Source organism: Salmonella sp. SAL04213 (assembly GCF_046550535.1).
In the GTDB taxonomy this organism is placed as follows: domain Bacteria; phylum Pseudomonadota; class Gammaproteobacteria; order Enterobacterales; family Enterobacteriaceae; genus Salmonella; species Salmonella enterica.
Genome location: NZ_JBGDXS010000002.1, coordinates 468,803 through 485,411 on the forward strand (window position 1 = coordinate 468,803; position 16,609 = coordinate 485,411).

Consider the following 16,609-nt stretch of genomic DNA (forward strand, 5'->3'; position numbering starts at 1 on the left):
CGAACAAACAGACATTTTATTGAGACAGAATTTATCGGCGCGCGCGTGGAAAACGGGGTATACAGACAAAAAATCCACGCCGGGACGTGGATTTTAGCGCAATAACTTGTAGCCTTAACCCGGATAGATACCGCGATCTTTACGGGCCAACAGAATGCGCTCACAGGCGACAATATAGGCTGCGGTGCGCAGAGAACAGGATTTCTCAGCCGCTTTCTCCCAGACATGGACGATCGCGTCGGTCATGATTTTGTCCATGCGCGCGTTGATCTCTTCTTCGCTCCAGAAGAAGCTGGCCATATCTTGTACCCATTCGAAGTAGCTGACGGTTACGCCGCCTGCGTTACAGACCACGTCAGGCACCACAAGGATACCACGGCTGGCCAGAACATCATCAGCATCCGGATAGGTCGGGCCGTTAGCCCCTTCCAGCACCAGCTTACACGTCAGGGCTTCCGCGCGCTGACGAGTTATCTGGCCTTCAAGCGCCGCCGGGATCAGAATATCCATCTCCAGACGCCAGAACGCATCGCTGGCGATAGTTTCCGCGCCCGGGAAACCGGCTATCTGTTTGTGTTCTGTCTGCCATGCCGTGAGCGCTTTCATGTCAATACCGGTGGCGTTAAACAGGGTCGCGGTATGATCCTGAATCGCCACGACACGGGCGCCAGCGCCTGCAAACAGACGCGCGGCTTCGCTGCCGACGTTACCAAAACCCTGAACCGCAACGCGAGCGCCTTCAACGGCGATATTCGCCCGACGCGCGGCTTCCAGCCCGCTGACGAAAACGCCGCGCCCCGTCGCTTTTTCACGGCCCAGCGAACCGCCAAGATGGATAGGCTTACCGGTGACGACGCCAGTGACCGTCGTGCCATGATTCATGGAATACGTATCCATCATCCAGGCCATCACTTTACCGTTGGTGCCGACATCCGGCGCAGGAATATCTTTCTGCGGCCCGATGATAATGCCGATCTCGCTGGTATAGCGGCGGGTCAAACGCTCCAGTTCACCTTCCGACAGCGAGAACGGATCGACGCGGATGCCGCCTTTGGCGCCGCCGTACGGCAGATTCAGCGCGGCACATTTGATGGTCATCCATGCTGACAGGGCCATCACTTCATTGAGATCAACGTCAGGATGGTAGCGAACACCGCCTTTACCCGGACCTCGGGAGAGGTTGTGCTGCACGCGATATCCTTCGAAATGACGAATAGTGCCATCATCCATTTGTACCGGAATATCGACGATCAGAGCGCGTTTTGGGTGGCGCAGAGTATCCACCCAAGGGGATAACTCGCCCAGATAAGGGGCCACACGCTCGATTTGTTGCAGGTAGGTATTCCAGGCAGATGTGCTGCTATCTGAAGCGTAAGATAACTTATCCATGATAAACCTTAGTGATAAAAGTAATATGTTCTTTAATTGACCGTGGTACATAGTAGATCACACCATGTAGCGATAAATTTAACACTTTTTTAAACAATTAACTCAGATCAAAAATGGCAGGCAGTTGGATTTTCGTTGTGATTTTGGATGGGAAGTGGTTAACTATCCGCTATAAGAGGTGATATATCGCTAATTATGCAATTAATTGCTTAAATATGCGTAATATGTGCAAGACGGCTATTTGTCATAATTATGACGCACCTCTAAAAGTAAACATTATGATAACGACATGTATCAATGTTATGTCGTCCTGTCGGCGGGGAAACGTCTTCACCAGGCGCGTAAAAAGATAAAAATAACCGGAGTCAGACGGCGCTGACCCCGGTTTACCTCTTTATTGTTGACGCGACTCAAGCCATACCAGCGCCAGCGTCGACAGTGAGCACATCAGCAGAATGCCGACAAACCACAGTAAATACCACATCGCTCCCGCTCCCTAATAAAGTTCATGATCGTTGCGGCGGAGGGTCTCCAGGTTGATACGCCCCAACATTTTGTAATAGCTCCACAGCGTATAGAGCAGTACGATCGGCAGAAAAATCAGCACAATCACCAGCATGATTTCGAGCGTCATCTGGCTGGAGGTGCTGTCCCACACCGTCAGGCTGGAGAGAGGACTAACACTCGACGGCATCACAAAAGGAAATAGCGTTATGCCGGCGGTAAAGATGACGCAGGCCTGGGTCAGGGAAGCGAACAGAAATCCACGAATAGTCTGACCGCGAAGGCAGGCATAGAAAGCCAGAATCGGCAGGATCATACCGAGCAACGGGATGATGAGCAGTAGCGGCGAGCGTATAAAGTGGTTCATCCATGCGCCAGGGAGTATCGCCACGCCTTTTAAGAGCGGATTGGAAGGGCCGTTGGCATCCTGCGTGAGTAAGACAAAGCCATCAACGCCGGCCCACAGCCAGTAACCGGCCAGCAGGAAGCAGATCACGATCAGCAGCGCGCTGTGGCGGGTGGCCGACAGAGCCCGTTGACGAATAACGCCCTCCGTTTTCAACTGTAACCAGACGCCTCCTTGCATAATCACCAACGACAGGCTCAATAATCCACACAGTAGTGCAAAGGGCGAGAGTAACTGCCAGAAGGTACCAAAATAGTCAACATGAAGCTGCGGCGTGAAGGCAAACGGCACGCCTAAAAACAGGTTGCCGAACGCGATGCCGAATACAACGGGGGGAACCAGGCTGCCGATAACCAGACCGGTATCCCACAGCGCGCGCCAGCGGGCATTGGCGATTTTTCCCCGATAATCAAAGGCCAGCGGGCGAAAGAAGAGGGCACACAGCACCAGGATCATCGCCACATAAAAACCGGAAAACGCGGCGGCATAGACCCGTGGCCAGGCGGCGAATAATGCCCCGCCCGCGAGAATCAACCATACCTGGTTTCCTTCCCAGTGGGCGCCGACGCTATTGATCAATACCCGGCGTTCGTCATCGTTGCGCGCTATCAGCGGGAGCAGGCAACCGACACCCATATCAAACCCGTCAGTTACCATAAATGCCACCAGGATGACGCCGATCAGCAGCCACCAAATGAACCGCAGCGTTTCATAATCCAACATGATTGTCTCCTTTATCCCTGTTGTTGCGCTTGTTGTTGATGTTGCATGGCGCTCGGCCCAAGACGCGCGTACTTCTGCATCAGATAGACTTCCGCGATTAAAAACAGGGTGTAAAGTCCGAGGATAAGCCCCATTGAGAAGGCCAACTGGCCCGGCGTCAGCGCGGAGTGAGCGTACCAGGTCGGCAGAATGTCCTGAATCGCCCAGGGCTGACGGCCAAACTCCGTCATAAACCAACCGGCTTCAATGGCAATCCACGGTAACGGCAGGCTCCACAGCGTCATACGCAATACCCAGCGATGCTGGTCGATACGCATTCGCAGCGTCTGTATCAACGCAATCAACATCACCACTAACAGCAGCGAACCGCAGCCGACCATAATACGGAAACTCCAGAACACCGGCGCCACCTGAGGAATAGCGCCACGCTGGGCCGCACGATACTGCTCCGGCGTCACATGGTTCATATCCGGGGCATATTTCGCCAGCAGAATGCCGTACCCCAGATCGCCCTCAACGGCGTGAAACGCATTCAGTACCTGCGGCGAGCGATTGCCTTGCGCTATCTCCTGCATGAACAGCCAGGCCTCCCGGCCACGCTTCAGGCGCGGCAGAGCGTCGTCCATCAGGTTTTTTAACCCCGGAACTGGCGTATCCAGCGAATGGGTGGCCAGAATACCCAGCAGAGCAGGGATCTTCACGGCAAATGCATTACGCTCCTGTTCCTGCTGCGGCCAGGCAATCAGATGAAACGGCGCGGGCGCGGGTTCGGTTTGCCATTCGCCTTCCATCGCCGCCAGTTTCACCGGCTGAATTCGGGCGACCTCGTAGGCCGAACTGTCCCCCAGTTGCAGGGTTCCCAGAATGGCCAGGGTGCCGAATACTGAGCCGATAGCAAACGAGCGCAAGGCCACCTCACGCTCGCGGCCACGTAACAGATACCAGGCGCTGATGGACATAATAAACATGGCGCCGGTGACATAACCGGACATGACGGTATGGACGAATTTCACCTGGCTCACCGGGTTAAAGACCAGATCGCTGAAGCTGCTCATTTCCATCCGTAACGTATCGATGTTGAAATGAGCGCCGGTAGGATACTGCATCCAGCCATTGGCATTCAGAATCCATAATGCTGAAATATTGGAGCCGAAGGCCACCAGCCAGGTGACCAGCAGGTGTTGGTATTTATTCAGCCGCTGCCAGCCGAAAAAGAACAGACCGACAAAAGTGGATTCGAGAAAAAAGGCCAGTAACGCTTCCATCGCCAGCGGCGCGCCGAAAATATCGCCCACATAGTTGGAATAGAGCGACCAGTTAGTCCCGAACTGAAACTCCATGGTCAGGCCGGTAGCCACACCGAGAGCAAAATTGATCCCGAAGAGCTTGCCCCAGAAACGCGTCATATCGCGGTAGACGGTTTTCCCCGTCACCACATAGATCGTCTCCATGACGGCCAGCAAAAAAATCAGCCCAAGCGTAAGAGGAACAAATAAAAAGTGATACAGCGCGGTCAGCGCAAACTGCCAGCGCGACAAGTCAATGACATCCCACATGCTAACTCCTGTAGGCAGAAAGAGAGTAAAAAGCTAATCAGTACCGGACTCCGGTGACGTTCCTGTTGAGAGCGCTAGCGCGTCTCCAGCCATCGGCAGACTTCATCCAGGCGCTGGCGCGAATCGGCCAGATCTTCCGGGGCCGCCAGTACCAGCTCCGGCAAAGGACAAATCTCATAGCTATCGAGCAACGGCCCTTTAAGGGCGTCCAGACAGCGCACATGCCAGAGATGGCGCAATGCTGTGGCGTTGATTTGGCTTTCGCCATACCCGGAGATGCGAATCTGAATATTCCCGTGTCCGCATAAACGCGCCAGAAAAAGACGATCGGCCTCGCTGAGCGGCAGTTGGGTCAAATTGATGCTGTGAGGTTGCAACGCCGGATCGCGTACGTGCGCCAATAACTCATGGGCCAGCGGCAGTCCATTCATCAGGCCAGCGACAGGCGGAGGCAGCAGAGAGTCGTCAGGCAGCGTATCGGCAGTCGCCGCTTGCCATAATGTCAGGGGCGCGCTACCCGCTTCCAGACGATCCGTCAGCAGACGTCGGTTATGCAGATGGCGTACCCGCCACAGGCCGCAGAAGATGGTCTCCTGGATCTCGCTTTCACTCCCGTCCGGATGCTGAATGCGTACCGAGACTTCGCCTTCGCCCAATAGCGTATTGAGGAATGAGAGATCATCGGCATTCAGGGGAGATAACTCCCATCCCAGCACGTCGCCGACTTCCGGAATGCGCCGGGCAAGCTGACCTCGCAGATCGGTCAACAATGCCATCACCGCCGGGCTGTGAGCGCAGCGCTCCAGCGCCGCCATACTTGGGTCGCCATTGACCTGACAGGTGAGCGGTAAGGGATTCATCGAGAAACTGGCGTCATCAGGCTGCGTACCTGGCCCCAGCAGATGAAAAAAGGAGTTGCTCATTGTACTGTCTCCTGCGCTGCGGGAGTGTCAACCATCGAACGCATCAGCGTGAGCAGTTCAGCCCAGGGATGAATGCCGCTGAGCGCGCCGCGTAGCTCGCCGTCTGTAAAAACCAACGTCGCCGGAAACCGACGAACATTAAAGCGATCGCCGATAGCTTCGCTTTGTTCAAGGTCGGCCACCGCCACCTGCCAGTCAAACGGCGGGAACTCACGCAGGAGTTCGGCAATCATCACCGGGTTATCGCTGACTTCCGGCGTACGCCGCGGATCGCTACTTAACAGGATGACGCCATCTCCAACCCGTTTGATCCAGTCGTCTACCGTGGAAGCCTCTACCGGTTGCCATCCACGGGTTAACAGGCGTTGCCATAGCGCAGAGAACGGGGTGTCATTCGCCACTTCTTTTGCCCTCCAGACGTGTCTGATACTGACGTATGCGCACTCCCTCATAATTTTCCATCGACAGGCATTTATAGTTCAGGCAGCGTGCGACCTCGTTTGCCTGCGGTACGATCCCCCAGGCGGCCAGTTGCGCCAGGGCGGCCTGTTCCGCCGCCGGTAGCTGGCTGCGAGCTATTTCGCTCAGGCTACCGCCATAGTCGTCCAGTTGCGCCGGTTGCAGACCGACCAGCGCTATGTGACAGGGCAGATGCCCGCGGATGTCGGCCAGCGCCAGAACTTCGGAAAAACTGTTTTGATGCAGACTCATTTTTTTGGCGCTGAGATACGCGGGGATTTTCTCGCCGGCATAGGTTCGCAGGCTGCCCGGCGCCAGGCCGTAATCGATCGCGTCAAGGAGCAGGAGATGGCTGGCTTGCTCTACATAACCTAACAGGTTTAGCCCTTGCGTACCGCCGTCCACAATTTCCACCTCTTCAGGCCAGTGATATCGGGCATACAAACGCTCCGCGACCCGGATACCGAATCCTTCATCGGCCCACAGCAGGTTTCCTAACCCCATCACCACTATGCGTTGCGCATTCATGAGGGCTCCTTGTCGTGCGGTTTGGGGAATTTATGGCTGCGATAGCCATTGATCATGGTGGAGATCACCGTATCGTCGGACATAATGTCTTCCCGGATAGCGAGGTAAACGTGCCCGACGATGAAGGCGGCGATCAGCCACATGCCCAGTCGGTGCCAGCTGTGAATATCGATGGAGTTGCCGCCGGTCCAGTAGAAAAATTCAACCACATAGCGGAACGGCGCAAAGATGGCGTACTGGCTATGCTCGCCAAACAGAGCGAAACCGGTGAGGATCATAAATACCGACAACAGGAAATAGCCGAACATCGCGGCCTGCGCGACAGGGTTATGTCCGATGTCGCTCCCCGGTTTTTTCTCCAGAAACAGATACCAGCGGACCACGGAGAAAGCGCCTTGCCACCAACTACGACGCCAGACCGGGACGATAAACAGCTCTCGCGAATAGCGGTTGCCGACACAGGCCCAATAAATTCGCCCCAGCAGTAACACGGTAAAGATCATCGCGGCGGCAAAGTGGATCAGCCGGATATAGCCCATGTAAAACAGATAGGTCGCCTCGCCACTCACCGACGGCAAGGGCCGGCCAATGAAGTAGCCTGTTACCATCAGTACCAACATGCAGGCCACCGTTAGCCAGTGCCATAGGCGTACCGGCGCTTCAAACACATAGTGGCTGACGGCAGTATCACGCGCCTCCCCGACGCGTGGAGATAGCTTTCCAGTCATCGTTCTTTTCCTTAACGCTTAGCGTACCTGGACGGCAATCAGTTCGCTGCCGTCGTCGCCGAGCACGTGGGTTGAACAGGCGAGGCAGGGGTCGAAGCTGTGCAGCGTCCTCAGGATTTCTAACGGTTGGTCGGGAATCGCCATTTGTGTTCCCATCAATGCCGCTTCATAGGCGCCGATCTGTTTTTTAGGATCGCGCGGGCTGGCGTTCCAGGTGGTGGGGACCACGCACTGATAGAGTTCAATCTTCTGATCGCGTATTGACGCCCAGTGTCCCAACGCTCCACGAGGCGCTTCGGTAAAACCGATGCCGCGGCAGTGCTGCGGCCAACTGGCCGGTTCCCATTTCTCGGTATTGGCGGTGGCCAGGTCGCCGTTTTTCAGGTTGGTCATAAGCCTGTCGAAAAAATACTGCAGCTTACCGACGGCCCATTGCGCTTCGTGCGCGCGGCATAAAATACGGCCAAGCGTAGACTGGATACCGGAGAGCGGCAGTTTAAGGGCGGACATCATGCGATCTACCGACTCTATGGTGGCGGCATCCCCTTTGTGGTACGCGATAAGCGTTCGGGCAAGCGGGCCGACTTCCATGGCATGACCCCGCCAGCGCGGCGCTTTAATCCAGGAGTAACGTTCCTGCTCGTTGAGCTGCTGGATATGCGTATCGCTGCCTTTGACATCACCCGGGTTGTACCAGGGATCGGTAATGCCGTCAAAAGGATGACGACCCAGCCGATCGTCCGGATAGCGGTACCAGGCGTGATCCACAAACTCCTGTATCTGCTGCGGATCGGCCAAATCTACCGGCATGACATTTTTAAAATCGCCATTGACCACCGCGCCGCCCGGCATTAACAGGCTTTGCTGGCTGAAGTCGTTGGCAATGTCCGGAAATGCGCCGTAACTCAGCACGCATTTATCCGACAGACCGGTGCCAATTTGACTCCATGCTTTATTGAACTGGCCGATAGCCAGCGCGTCCGGAACCATCACGTTGTTAATGAAGTCGGCGGTGCGGGTGATGATCGACTGCACCAGGTTGAGGCGCTCCATATTGATAGCCCCGACCGCGCCGCTTTGATCGAGATTGATCGCGCACGGCATCCCGCCGACGATCCAGTTAGGATGGGGGTTCTTACCGCCAAATATGGTATGGATTTTGACGATCTCGCGCTGGAAGTCGAGGGCTTCAAGATAGTGGGCAAAACCCATCAGATTAGCCTCTGGCGACAGTTTGTACTGTGGATGTCCCCAATAGCCGTTACGGAATATCCCAAGCTGGCCGCCATCGACAAATTTCTTCAATCGATTTTGTACGTCAAAGAAGTAGCCCGGCGATGACATCGGCCAGGCGGAAAGGCTTTGCGCCAACTGCGAGGTGGCGCGCGGATCGGCTTTCAGCGCATTCAGAACATCAATCCAGTCCATACCGGCTAACTGATAAAAATGGACCAGATGATCGTGACACCACAACGTAGCCAGCATGATGTTACGTATAATATTGGCGTTATCCGGCACCTGGATACCAATCGCATCTTCGATAGCGTACACCGATGCCAGAGCATGTACCCCGGTACATACACCACAAATACGTTCAACAAACGCCCAGGCGTCACGCGGGTCACGGCCTTGCAGAATGATCTCCAGCCCGCGGAACATTGTGCCGCAGGAAACGGCATTGGTAATGACGTTTTGCTCATCAATGTTCACTTCGCAGCGCATATGCCCTTCGATGCGGGTAATCGGGTCCACGATCAGACGACGGCCGGCGTCGTTAACGGTATAACCCTGGGTTTGATACTGGTTACTCATGCCTGTTTATCCTCATTGTCCGGCTGTTGTTCGGCTTGCGCTAACTGTTGTTTGTGGCGTTTACGTTGGTTGAGTGCGCTGGCGATAGCGTGACCGCCAACGCCCGCCGCGACCACGCCCAGCGCGGTCAGCCCCACCGTATCGGCGGTTGAATGGGTACCCATCTGGGGAATATCCACCACGCGGCTATAAAACGAGCCGCGATCCCAGAAACCATTTTCTGAACATCCCAGACATCCGTGACCGGACTGGATAGGAAAGGAGACGCCGTCATTCCAGCGTGTGGAGGAGCAGGCGTTATAGGTGGTTGGCCCTTTACAGCCCATCTTGTACAGGCAGTATCCCTTGCGGGCGGCGTCATCATCCCAGCTCTCGACAAATTCACCGGCGTCAAAATGGGCGCGGCGGTAGCATTTATCGTGGATACGCTGACCATAGAACATCAGTGGACGGCCCATGCGATCGAGTTCCGGCAGACGATCAAACGTCACCATATAGGTGATAATGGCGCTCATGACATCCGGGATTGGCGGACATCCAGGGACTTTCACGATCGGCTTGTCGGTGATCACTTTATCGATAGGCGTTGCCTGGGTTGGATTGGGGCGGGCGGCCTGGACGCAACCCCAGGAGGCGCAGTTTCCCCAGGCGATAATAGCGCTGGCGCCCGCGGCGGCTTTCTTCAGTTTTTCAATAAACGGGCGGCCGCCGCTGATACAGAACATTCCTTGCTCTCCTAACGGCGGATTGCCTTCCACCGCCAGAATGTATTTCCCGGCGTAGCGAGTGGTAATATCGTCAAAGACTTCTTCGGCCTGTGCGCCGGCGGCGGCCATCAGGGTGTCGTCATAATCGAGGGAAATCAGCGAGAGGATCACATCTTTGGCTAGCGGGTGCGAGGAACGGATAAAGGATTCGGTACAGCAGGTGCATTCCAGTCCATGAATCCAGACCACCGGAATCCGCGGTTTATTCTCCAGCGCCCAGGCGATCTTTGGCGTCATTCCGGCGCCCAGTCCCAGCGATGTGGCGGCAAGGCTACAGAATTTGAGAAAGCTGCGTCGGGTCACTCCCTTACGACGCATGGCTTGATAAAAGGTCTCCTCGTTATTCATAACGCGTATTTTTTCTCCTTTTTGCACCACGCTCCGCCAGGGGCATAAGGCGCTTTTGCGGGTCCGTTGACGTTCCGCCAGCAAGGCAAATCATTGGGTTACGCGCGAGCGCGGAAACGAGCCCGATTCACTTTGCACCGGCGTATATCGCCAGAAATAATGTAAAAAAAGCGTATCGGATTAACGATAAGAAACAATGTGAAGTGTGTGGGTATAGCTTATAGCGGTATATTTATACCCATTATCGGTTTTTCGGCGAAAGGGCCGTGGCGGGGAAGGACGGTTGAGCTTGTTCCAGGATGAGGTTTTCAGTGAGCAACCTCGGGTAGATTTAGCCTGGTCTCGCCATTTCAGGGATACGTAAGTTGACGCAAAAGGAGGGAGGGTTTGATGTCATCGTTAAAAGAAGCATACTTCGTGATGATTTTTATATAAAATGATGGTGCTGGTTTTAAAGGAATGCAAAAAAGAGACCATTTGAAAGAGGGCGCCCCATGAAAAATAACATCAGATTTGACTTATCCGATTATTTGATTCATTTTTTTCGGGACGTTAATTTAGAGACCGGTAGCCATATTTATTTGCCTGAACACTGTGGTTTTAATAATCAGCACCACGCCTGTTTCATTGATGCTAAATATTTACTTCGATTATCTTTACGCAGTCATAAAATTTTCTCGTCCTGGTCATACCGAAATGGGCAACGAACCGTATATGGTGACTCCCCGGTGGTATGCTTTACAGATATGCCGATTGCAGCTTATTTAGAAACTGGTGTTCGCCGATTAGAACGAAATGAAAAAATCGGTTTATATGCAATCGTTTTACCTAAAGAGCAAATGTTTAATTATGGGGCAAGGCCAGTCATATATGGGTTGGATGAGCATAACAATGCTCGATGCTCGCAAGGCAGAAACGGGGAACGTATTCTTGATGAAACTGCTCTTCCTTTGATTGAACAATATAGATATGTTACTTATGTTCCAGGTAAGATTGACTGGACACATGAACGCGAATGGCGATGGCCATATCGTGGCGATATTAAAAATTTCCTTAATCATATTAAAGAGTATGGTATTCCGGAAAACATTGAAAGTACCCCAGGGTTTGATTTTAGATCAAGCGAAATAAGTGGTGCGGGAATAATAGTCCCATTTGCAGAAGATATCTCTACCGTAGCTCACGATATTTTAACTTTAATTGACCGGGGTGTCATTGGAAGAAATACTTTCAAATTCATTATAGCTGTAGAGAGTTTACAATCATGGACCCAGCTCTCGGAACCGGGCGCGTTACTGTCTTGTATTAATGATAATACTTTCGGATTTGAATCTTTTTTTGATTTATCTGCATCTAAAGTAAAAAATTATGCTGATTCTATCAATGATTATGTAAATGAATTATACTCAAAAAAAGATTTTCTAAATGATAGTTATGCAATGGAATTTGGAAATGCTTGGGTCTGGATTCATGATAACCAATCCCAGGTGGTACGGGCGTTACTGCAGGCTGGAATGATCAACGTTAATAAAGAAGGGCGGTACTTATTAGATGTTAATTTGGCTTCTGTTGATTGGCCATTAAGAAGAAAAGAAGCTTTCGCAAGTCATGTTGCGGGATGGCTAAAACATCGTTTTGATATCGAAGCGGGAAGGTATTCCGTTTGGGGAAAAGATGATTATGATGCGATCCCAAGTTATGAGACGCCGCTAAAGGACCAGCATCCTTTTTATAATCATACAGTGAATGTCGACTGGTAATTAAGAAAAGAACTTACTGTAAATAGACTCGTTTTAGTTCCATGCATTTTTGAGATCCCGGCCAGATTGATCCTGGCCCGATCTCTGACGAAAACCCTGAATCTTCGATGTTTCCAATTATGAATTTCTACACCAGTCTTTAAGTATCAATGCATTGTACCTGGTGCGCTGCTATAACTATGTAAGAGGGATTGACGCTTAGAGCCTATCCCATTAGGGCTATTTTACTTGCCATTTTGAACCTGGCAGTGCTCGCCAAAACGCGTTAGCGTTTTGAACGCCGCTAGCGGCGGCCCGAAGGGCGAGCGTAGCGAGTCAAACCTCACGTACTACGTGTACGCTCCTGTTTTTGCGCGCTGTCCGTGTCCAAACTGGCTGCGCCAATAACGCCTGGTGGGATCGGCTCTTAGTGTTAATGTACACCAATACACCAAAGGTCGATGTGTTTACCGCACTTGTGGCTTGGTATGCAGTGTGTATAATTATTGTGTGAATGTTTTCATAAATTGATTTGTCTCTTCTTTGGCCTCTTCTATTGATTTATGTTTATATATTTTTGATTGGTATGTGTATTTTTCTAACGCAGGTAAGTACTTAGAGACGTCGTTACCTTTTTTGAAATCTATAGGCATATGAATACTCGCATATAATATATTTATTCTCTGCGATGGCGTTAGCTCAGAATAATTTATACCTTGTTCATAATAAGAAAGCATCACATCATTGCAGATCCTGTCTTTATACGACTGCCCTATGTATGCGATGATAAGTCCATATATAAGTAGCAATCCAAAAGCGACACCTGCTTTGTGGCTATGAAGAAAATTATATGGTAGCCCAACAAAAAAAAGCACTTTTCTGATTAAAACAAGAATAAATGGTAAGGAAAATAAAAAACAACCGAAGTACATAATCACTTCGCCTGAATTCTGAAACATTTTATACCTTCCTGATAAATAATGGGTTAATTATCTGGTTAATATTCGTTGCCTATTATTTCTTTTATAAACATAGACGATTCTTTGAAATTTTTTTTGAAACTGGAGTAATTGCTAAGTGTTTTCGGTATGCAAAAGATGACTCGCCCATTTTTTACTATGGCATAATATCTTGGATACATTAGCGCTTCTTCTTTTGTGTTTGGAACACCGTCATAGTCTATTTTTTCATCAATAGAGTCAAGTTGGCTAAATAAAAAGACTCTTTTCCTTAGCAAAGTATTATGAACAATAGCATTTTCATATATATCAAGTGACATTGTAAGATTCAATGCAGCAAATGAAAGTAATACAATGATGGAAATTGTTAATATTGCTAATGACAAGCCCTCCAGACAATATAAAACAAGACAAAAGAGTGGGATTGCAGGGAGGTAAGTGACCAACGGGTAAAAACGATCGATTTTTAAATGTGATATGATATTCTGAGGAGATGTGACATGGTCCTGAACGCCCTTGTTAAAGATAATGCTGTAAAGCGTCAAACTATTGTCAATTTTATTTATTGCTTTAGCTTTTATTCTTTGTGTGAATATAAAAAATGCTATCAAAAAGGCAATAAATAAGAAAATGATTAAATTAGAAATAAAACTATCCACGGCATCATCCTGTATATCTACCGAAATTTCTATGGTCACTATTCTACTATTATTAATGAATGTCAATATAAATTTGATGATGGTGCGTCCAGCCGGTTGGATTTGATCTAAAATAAAACTTTCGGTATTTCTCTATAGTCACAGAGCAAACAGAGTTGATTCTTTGTTAAGAAATCATCTCAATATTTTAATATGAATTCCTTCACGCGATTCTTAGAGTATTACAGTCTACGATTTTAATGATTTTTTATTCATTCATTATGCGTATTAAATTAATGGCAGTGCAATCGCAAATTATATTTAGTTTCAGAATTGCAAAATGATTATAATTTTGTAGTTCATGCAGTTGGCCTAAGATCCTCGGTGGCGAGTGTAGGGGGAACGCCTGAACAAGATCTGAGGCTATGTGCGATACTGTGATATGAGTTAACCCAAACAGGCCATACGGTATCTATACCTTTCTAAAAAGCTTTTCGCTGGTATAGAGTCAAAACCTTAGACGAAACAACATTCACACTATGGCCCGGGCAGTGCGGCATTGCGTATCGGTGAGCATAACGGGGCCTTGTTTATTTATTATACCGTTCTTGTACTTACTTAAAATGAAGATGGAAAAATGTTGTACTCATTTTTGACAGCATTGTTACGAGATGAGTTGAGACATTATGAAATGAAAAATCCACGCAATGGCGTGGATTTTATAGAGTTTTACCGTTGTTCTGAGATTCAATGAAACCTCATAAGACAACGAATGTTATTTAGACGTTGAACAGGAAGTTCATTATATCGCCATCTTTAACGATGTAATCTTTGCCTTCCGCTCGCATCTTACCGGCTTCTTTCGCGCCTTGTTCACCTTTATAGGTAATAAAGTCGTCAAAAGCGATAGTTTGGGCGCGGATAAAGCCTTTTTCAAAGTCGGTATGGATTTTACCTGCTGCCTGCGGCGCGGTTGCGCCAACCGGAATGGTCCATGCGCGAACTTCTTTCACCCCGGCGGTGAAGTAGGTCTGGAGGTTCAGCAAGCGATAACCCGCGCGAATAACGCGGTTCAGCCCCGGCTCTTCCAGACCCAGTTCAGCCATAAATTCGTCGCGCTCGTCATCCTCCAGCTCAGCAATATCAGCTTCGACGGCGGCACACACCGGAACCACGACCGAACCTTCTTTGGCGGCGATTTTGCGAACCTGGTCCAGATACGGGTTATTTTCAAAACCGTCTTCATTGACGTTAGCGATATACATTGTCGGCTTCAGCGTCAGGAAGCTTAAATAACGGATAGCCGCTTTATCTTCGTCCGTCAGGTCCAGCGAACGCAGCATCCCCGCTTCGGCCAGGTGCGGCAGGCATTTTTCCAGCGCGGCCAGTTCCGCTTTGGCGTCTTTATCGCCGCCTTTGGCTTTCTTCTGTACGCGATGGATAGCGCGCTCGCAGGTATCGAGGTCAGCCAGCGCCAGTTCGGTATTGATAACATCAATATCTTCTGCCGGGTTTACTTTACCCGCCACATGGATGATATTGTCGTTCTCAAAGCAGCGAACCACGTGACCGATAGCTTCGGTTTCACGGATATTGGTCAGGAACTGGTTACCCAACCCTTCGCCTTTGGACGCGCCTTTTACCAGACCGGCGATATCCACGAACTCCATCGTGGTTGGTAGAATGCGTTGCGGTTTAACAATCTCAGCCAACTGGTCCAGACGCGGATCGGGCATCGGCACGACACCGGTATTCGGTTCGATAGTGCAGAACGGAAAGTTTGCCGCTTCAATACCGGCTTTTGTCAGCGCGTTGAACAGGGTGGATTTCCCGACGTTGGGCAGACCGACGATACCGCATTTGAATCCCATGATTTAACTCACCTTAATATCTTAATAATCAATCTGTTATAGAAAACAGATTGCAGAAATGGAAATAACTTCGCCTATTATACACGGCGTGCGGCAAAAATGCCGCACATCACTGGTTATTGCGCCTTAAAGGTATGCAAACGGCTTGTTGCTTTGGCCAGACCCTCTTTGAACCACAATTCCGTACAGCGTGCCGCTTCGTCAATGGCCTCATCAATTAATTTTTGTTCAGAAACAGGGGGTTTACCCAGCACGAAACCAACAACTTTATTTTTATCGCCTGGATGACCAATTCCAACGCGTAAGCGGTGAAAGTTGGGATTATTGCCCAGCTTGCTGATGATGTCTTTCAGACCATTGTGGCCGCCGTGGCCGCCGCCAAGTTTAAATTTCGCGACGCCCGGAGGGAGATCCAGCTCGTCGTGAGCGACCAGAATTTCGTCCGGCTGAATACGGTAAAAACTGGCCATTGCGCCAACTGCTTTACCACTGAGGTTCATGAACGTGGTGGGTACCAGCAGGCGAACATCTTCCCCTTCCAGCGTGATGCGTGAGGTATAGCCAAAGAATTTAGGCTCTTCACGCAACGGCGCGCGCAGGCGCTCCGCCAGTAAATCGACGTACCATGCGCCTGCATTGTGTCGCGTCGCGGCATATTCCGCGCCGGGATTCGCCAGACCAACAATCAATTTAATTGCCACGTTTTTTGTCCTGAGTAGATCCATAACTGGCGCGTAGTTTACTGTCTGTCTGCCCGCTTGACAAAACACAGCGGCACTCTGAAGTAAATTAAATAATTGCCAGCATTGATTATTAAAAATGTAAACTGTTCAGAGTGTTATTTGTAAAGTTTTGTTAAATGAAACTTTACATTTGTGATCGCACCCGCACTTACAAACGAAAGTGTTGTCTATACTTTACACATAAAGTTTAGGGGGATTTCCTAAAAACAACCCAAAAGTTCCGGAGGTGACATATGAAACGCAAAAACGCTTCGTTATTCGGTAACGTGCTGATGGGGTTGGGGCTGGTCGTGATGGTTGTCGGCGTGGGTTACTCTATTTTAAACCAACTGCCGCAGTTTAATTTGCCGCAATTTTTTGCGCATGGCGCAATACTGAGCATTTTTGTCGGTGCAGTTCTTTGGCTGGCGGGGGCTCGTGTAGGGGGGCATGAGCAGGTGAGCGACAAATATTGGTGGGTACGTCACTATGACAAACGTTGCCGCCGTAACGATAATCGTCGTCATAGCTAACCGG

Annotated in this window: 16 protein-coding genes; 2 read left to right on the top strand and 14 right to left on the bottom strand. The window is 50.4% G+C overall.

Translation table 11 applies throughout. The annotated features are described in order from the left end of the window. Window positions 1-114: 114 nt before the first annotated feature. The 10 genes from ACLJPQ_RS07165 to hyaA all read right to left on the bottom strand — a co-directional run bounded on the left by ACLJPQ_RS07165 (window position 115) and on the right by hyaA (window position 10,143). On the bottom strand, window positions 115-1,389 hold the full coding sequence (locus ACLJPQ_RS07165) for a Glu/Leu/Phe/Val family dehydrogenase (RefSeq protein ID WP_001526439.1): 1,275 nt from the start codon (window positions 1,387-1,389) through the stop codon (window positions 115-117). Between the two features lie 394 nt (window positions 1,390-1,783). Then, the gene (gene cbdX, locus ACLJPQ_RS07170; protein WP_000270301.1) at window positions 1,784-1,873 is read right to left on the bottom strand and encodes a cytochrome bd-II oxidase subunit CbdX; all 90 of its coding nucleotides are present in this window, start codon (window positions 1,871-1,873) and stop codon (window positions 1,784-1,786) included. Window positions 1,874-1,885: 12 nt separating this feature from the next. Continuing rightward, a complete protein-coding gene (gene appB / locus ACLJPQ_RS07175) occupies window positions 1,886-3,022 on the bottom strand; it encodes a cytochrome d ubiquinol oxidase subunit II (RefSeq protein ID WP_000888110.1) in 1,137 nt (378 codons plus the stop codon). Window positions 3,023-3,033: 11 nt separating this feature from the next. Beyond that, window positions 3,034-4,578 carry a cytochrome bd-II oxidase subunit 1 gene (gene appC / locus ACLJPQ_RS07180; protein ID WP_080185024.1) on the bottom strand — a complete coding sequence of 515 codons (1,545 nt, stop codon included), beginning with the start codon at window positions 4,576-4,578 and terminating at the stop codon, window positions 3,034-3,036. 74 nt (window positions 4,579-4,652) lie between these two features. After that, complete coding sequence (locus ACLJPQ_RS07185) at window positions 4,653-5,501, bottom strand: hydrogenase expression/formation protein (RefSeq protein WP_080185023.1); 849 nt, start codon at window positions 5,499-5,501, stop codon at window positions 4,653-4,655. Continuing rightward, on the bottom strand, window positions 5,498-5,902 hold the full coding sequence (gene hyaE / locus ACLJPQ_RS07190) for a hydrogenase-1 operon protein HyaE (protein ID WP_080185022.1): 405 nt from the start codon (window positions 5,900-5,902) through the stop codon (window positions 5,498-5,500). The genes ACLJPQ_RS07185 and hyaE overlap by 4 nt, the downstream gene beginning before the upstream one ends. Next, a complete protein-coding gene (hyaD, locus tag ACLJPQ_RS07195; protein WP_000993793.1) occupies window positions 5,892-6,488 on the bottom strand; it encodes a hydrogenase 1 maturation protease in 597 nt (198 codons plus the stop codon). The genes hyaE and hyaD overlap by 11 nt, the downstream gene beginning before the upstream one ends. Beyond that, complete coding sequence (gene hyaC / locus ACLJPQ_RS07200; protein ID WP_000147031.1) at window positions 6,485-7,216, bottom strand: Ni/Fe-hydrogenase b-type cytochrome subunit; 732 nt, start codon at window positions 7,214-7,216, stop codon at window positions 6,485-6,487. Before hyaC ends, hyaD begins: the two co-directional genes overlap by 4 nt. An 18-nt stretch (window positions 7,217-7,234) precedes the next feature. Further along, on the bottom strand, window positions 7,235-9,028 hold the full coding sequence (hyaB, locus tag ACLJPQ_RS07205) for a Ni/Fe-hydrogenase large subunit (RefSeq protein ID WP_000070982.1): 1,794 nt from the start codon (window positions 9,026-9,028) through the stop codon (window positions 7,235-7,237). Further along, a complete protein-coding gene (gene hyaA / locus ACLJPQ_RS07210; protein WP_001058311.1) occupies window positions 9,025-10,143 on the bottom strand; it encodes a hydrogenase 1 small subunit in 1,119 nt (372 codons plus the stop codon). Before hyaA ends, hyaB begins: the two co-directional genes overlap by 4 nt. A 494-nt stretch (window positions 10,144-10,637) precedes the next feature. Between hyaA and ACLJPQ_RS07215 the strand changes: the two genes are divergently transcribed. After that, a complete protein-coding gene (locus ACLJPQ_RS07215) occupies window positions 10,638-11,903 on the top strand; it encodes a DUF4427 domain-containing protein (protein ID WP_000794383.1) in 1,266 nt (421 codons plus the stop codon). Window positions 11,904-12,385: 482 nt separating this feature from the next. On the opposite strand, the gene ACLJPQ_RS07220 is transcribed toward ACLJPQ_RS07215, so the two are convergent. The 4 genes from ACLJPQ_RS07220 to pth form a co-directional block, all read right to left on the bottom strand. Next, on the bottom strand, window positions 12,386-12,841 hold the full coding sequence (locus ACLJPQ_RS07220; RefSeq protein ID WP_023138857.1) for a hypothetical protein: 456 nt from the start codon (window positions 12,839-12,841) through the stop codon (window positions 12,386-12,388). 38 nt (window positions 12,842-12,879) lie between these two features. Further along, window positions 12,880-13,500: a hypothetical protein gene (locus tag ACLJPQ_RS07225; protein WP_170917825.1), complete on the bottom strand. Its 621-nt coding sequence runs from the start codon at window positions 13,498-13,500 to the stop codon at window positions 12,880-12,882. Between the two features lie 758 nt (window positions 13,501-14,258). Next, window positions 14,259-15,350 carry a redox-regulated ATPase YchF gene (ychF, locus tag ACLJPQ_RS07230; RefSeq protein ID WP_080185178.1) on the bottom strand — a complete coding sequence of 364 codons (1,092 nt, stop codon included), beginning with the start codon at window positions 15,348-15,350 and terminating at the stop codon, window positions 14,259-14,261. A 116-nt stretch (window positions 15,351-15,466) separates the two neighbouring features. Then, on the bottom strand, window positions 15,467-16,051 hold the full coding sequence (gene pth / locus ACLJPQ_RS07235) for an aminoacyl-tRNA hydrolase (protein WP_000985595.1): 585 nt from the start codon (window positions 16,049-16,051) through the stop codon (window positions 15,467-15,469). A 275-nt stretch (window positions 16,052-16,326) separates the two neighbouring features. Between pth and ychH the strand changes: the two genes are divergently transcribed. Next, window positions 16,327-16,605, top strand: a complete 279-nt coding sequence (gene ychH, locus ACLJPQ_RS07240) for a stress-induced protein YchH (protein ID WP_000823878.1) — start codon at window positions 16,327-16,329, stop codon at window positions 16,603-16,605. The last annotated feature ends 4 nt before the right edge of the window (window positions 16,606-16,609 follow it).

Coding starts and splice junctions, on each gene's coding strand:
- ACLJPQ_RS07165 (WP_001526439.1), bottom strand. CDS start 1,389: ATGGATAAGTTATCTTACGCTTCAGATAGCAGCACATCTGCCTGGAAT.
- cbdX (WP_000270301.1), bottom strand. CDS start 1,873: ATGTGGTATTTACTGTGGTTTGTCGGCATTCTGCTGATGTGCTCACTG.
- appB (WP_000888110.1), bottom strand. CDS start 3,022: ATGTTGGATTATGAAACGCTGCGGTTCATTTGGTGGCTGCTGATCGGC.
- appC (WP_080185024.1), bottom strand. CDS start 4,578: ATGTGGGATGTCATTGACTTGTCGCGCTGGCAGTTTGCGCTGACCGCG.
- ACLJPQ_RS07185 (WP_080185023.1), bottom strand. CDS start 5,501: ATGAGCAACTCCTTTTTTCATCTGCTGGGGCCAGGTACGCAGCCTGAT.
- hyaD (WP_000993793.1), bottom strand. CDS start 6,488: ATGAATGCGCAACGCATAGTGGTGATGGGGTTAGGAAACCTGCTGTGG.
- hyaC (WP_000147031.1), bottom strand. CDS start 7,216: ATGACTGGAAAGCTATCTCCACGCGTCGGGGAGGCGCGTGATACTGCC.
- hyaB (WP_000070982.1), bottom strand. CDS start 9,028: ATGAGTAACCAGTATCAAACCCAGGGTTATACCGTTAACGACGCCGGC.
- hyaA (WP_001058311.1), bottom strand. CDS start 10,143: ATGAATAACGAGGAGACCTTTTATCAAGCCATGCGTCGTAAGGGAGTG.
- ACLJPQ_RS07215 (WP_000794383.1), top strand. CDS start 10,638: ATGAAAAATAACATCAGATTTGACTTATCCGATTATTTGATTCATTTT.
- ACLJPQ_RS07220 (WP_023138857.1), bottom strand. CDS start 12,841: ATGTTTCAGAATTCAGGCGAAGTGATTATGTACTTCGGTTGTTTTTTA.
- ychF (WP_080185178.1), bottom strand. CDS start 15,350: ATGGGATTCAAATGCGGTATCGTCGGTCTGCCCAACGTCGGGAAATCC.
- ychH (WP_000823878.1), top strand. CDS start 16,327: ATGAAACGCAAAAACGCTTCGTTATTCGGTAACGTGCTGATGGGGTTG.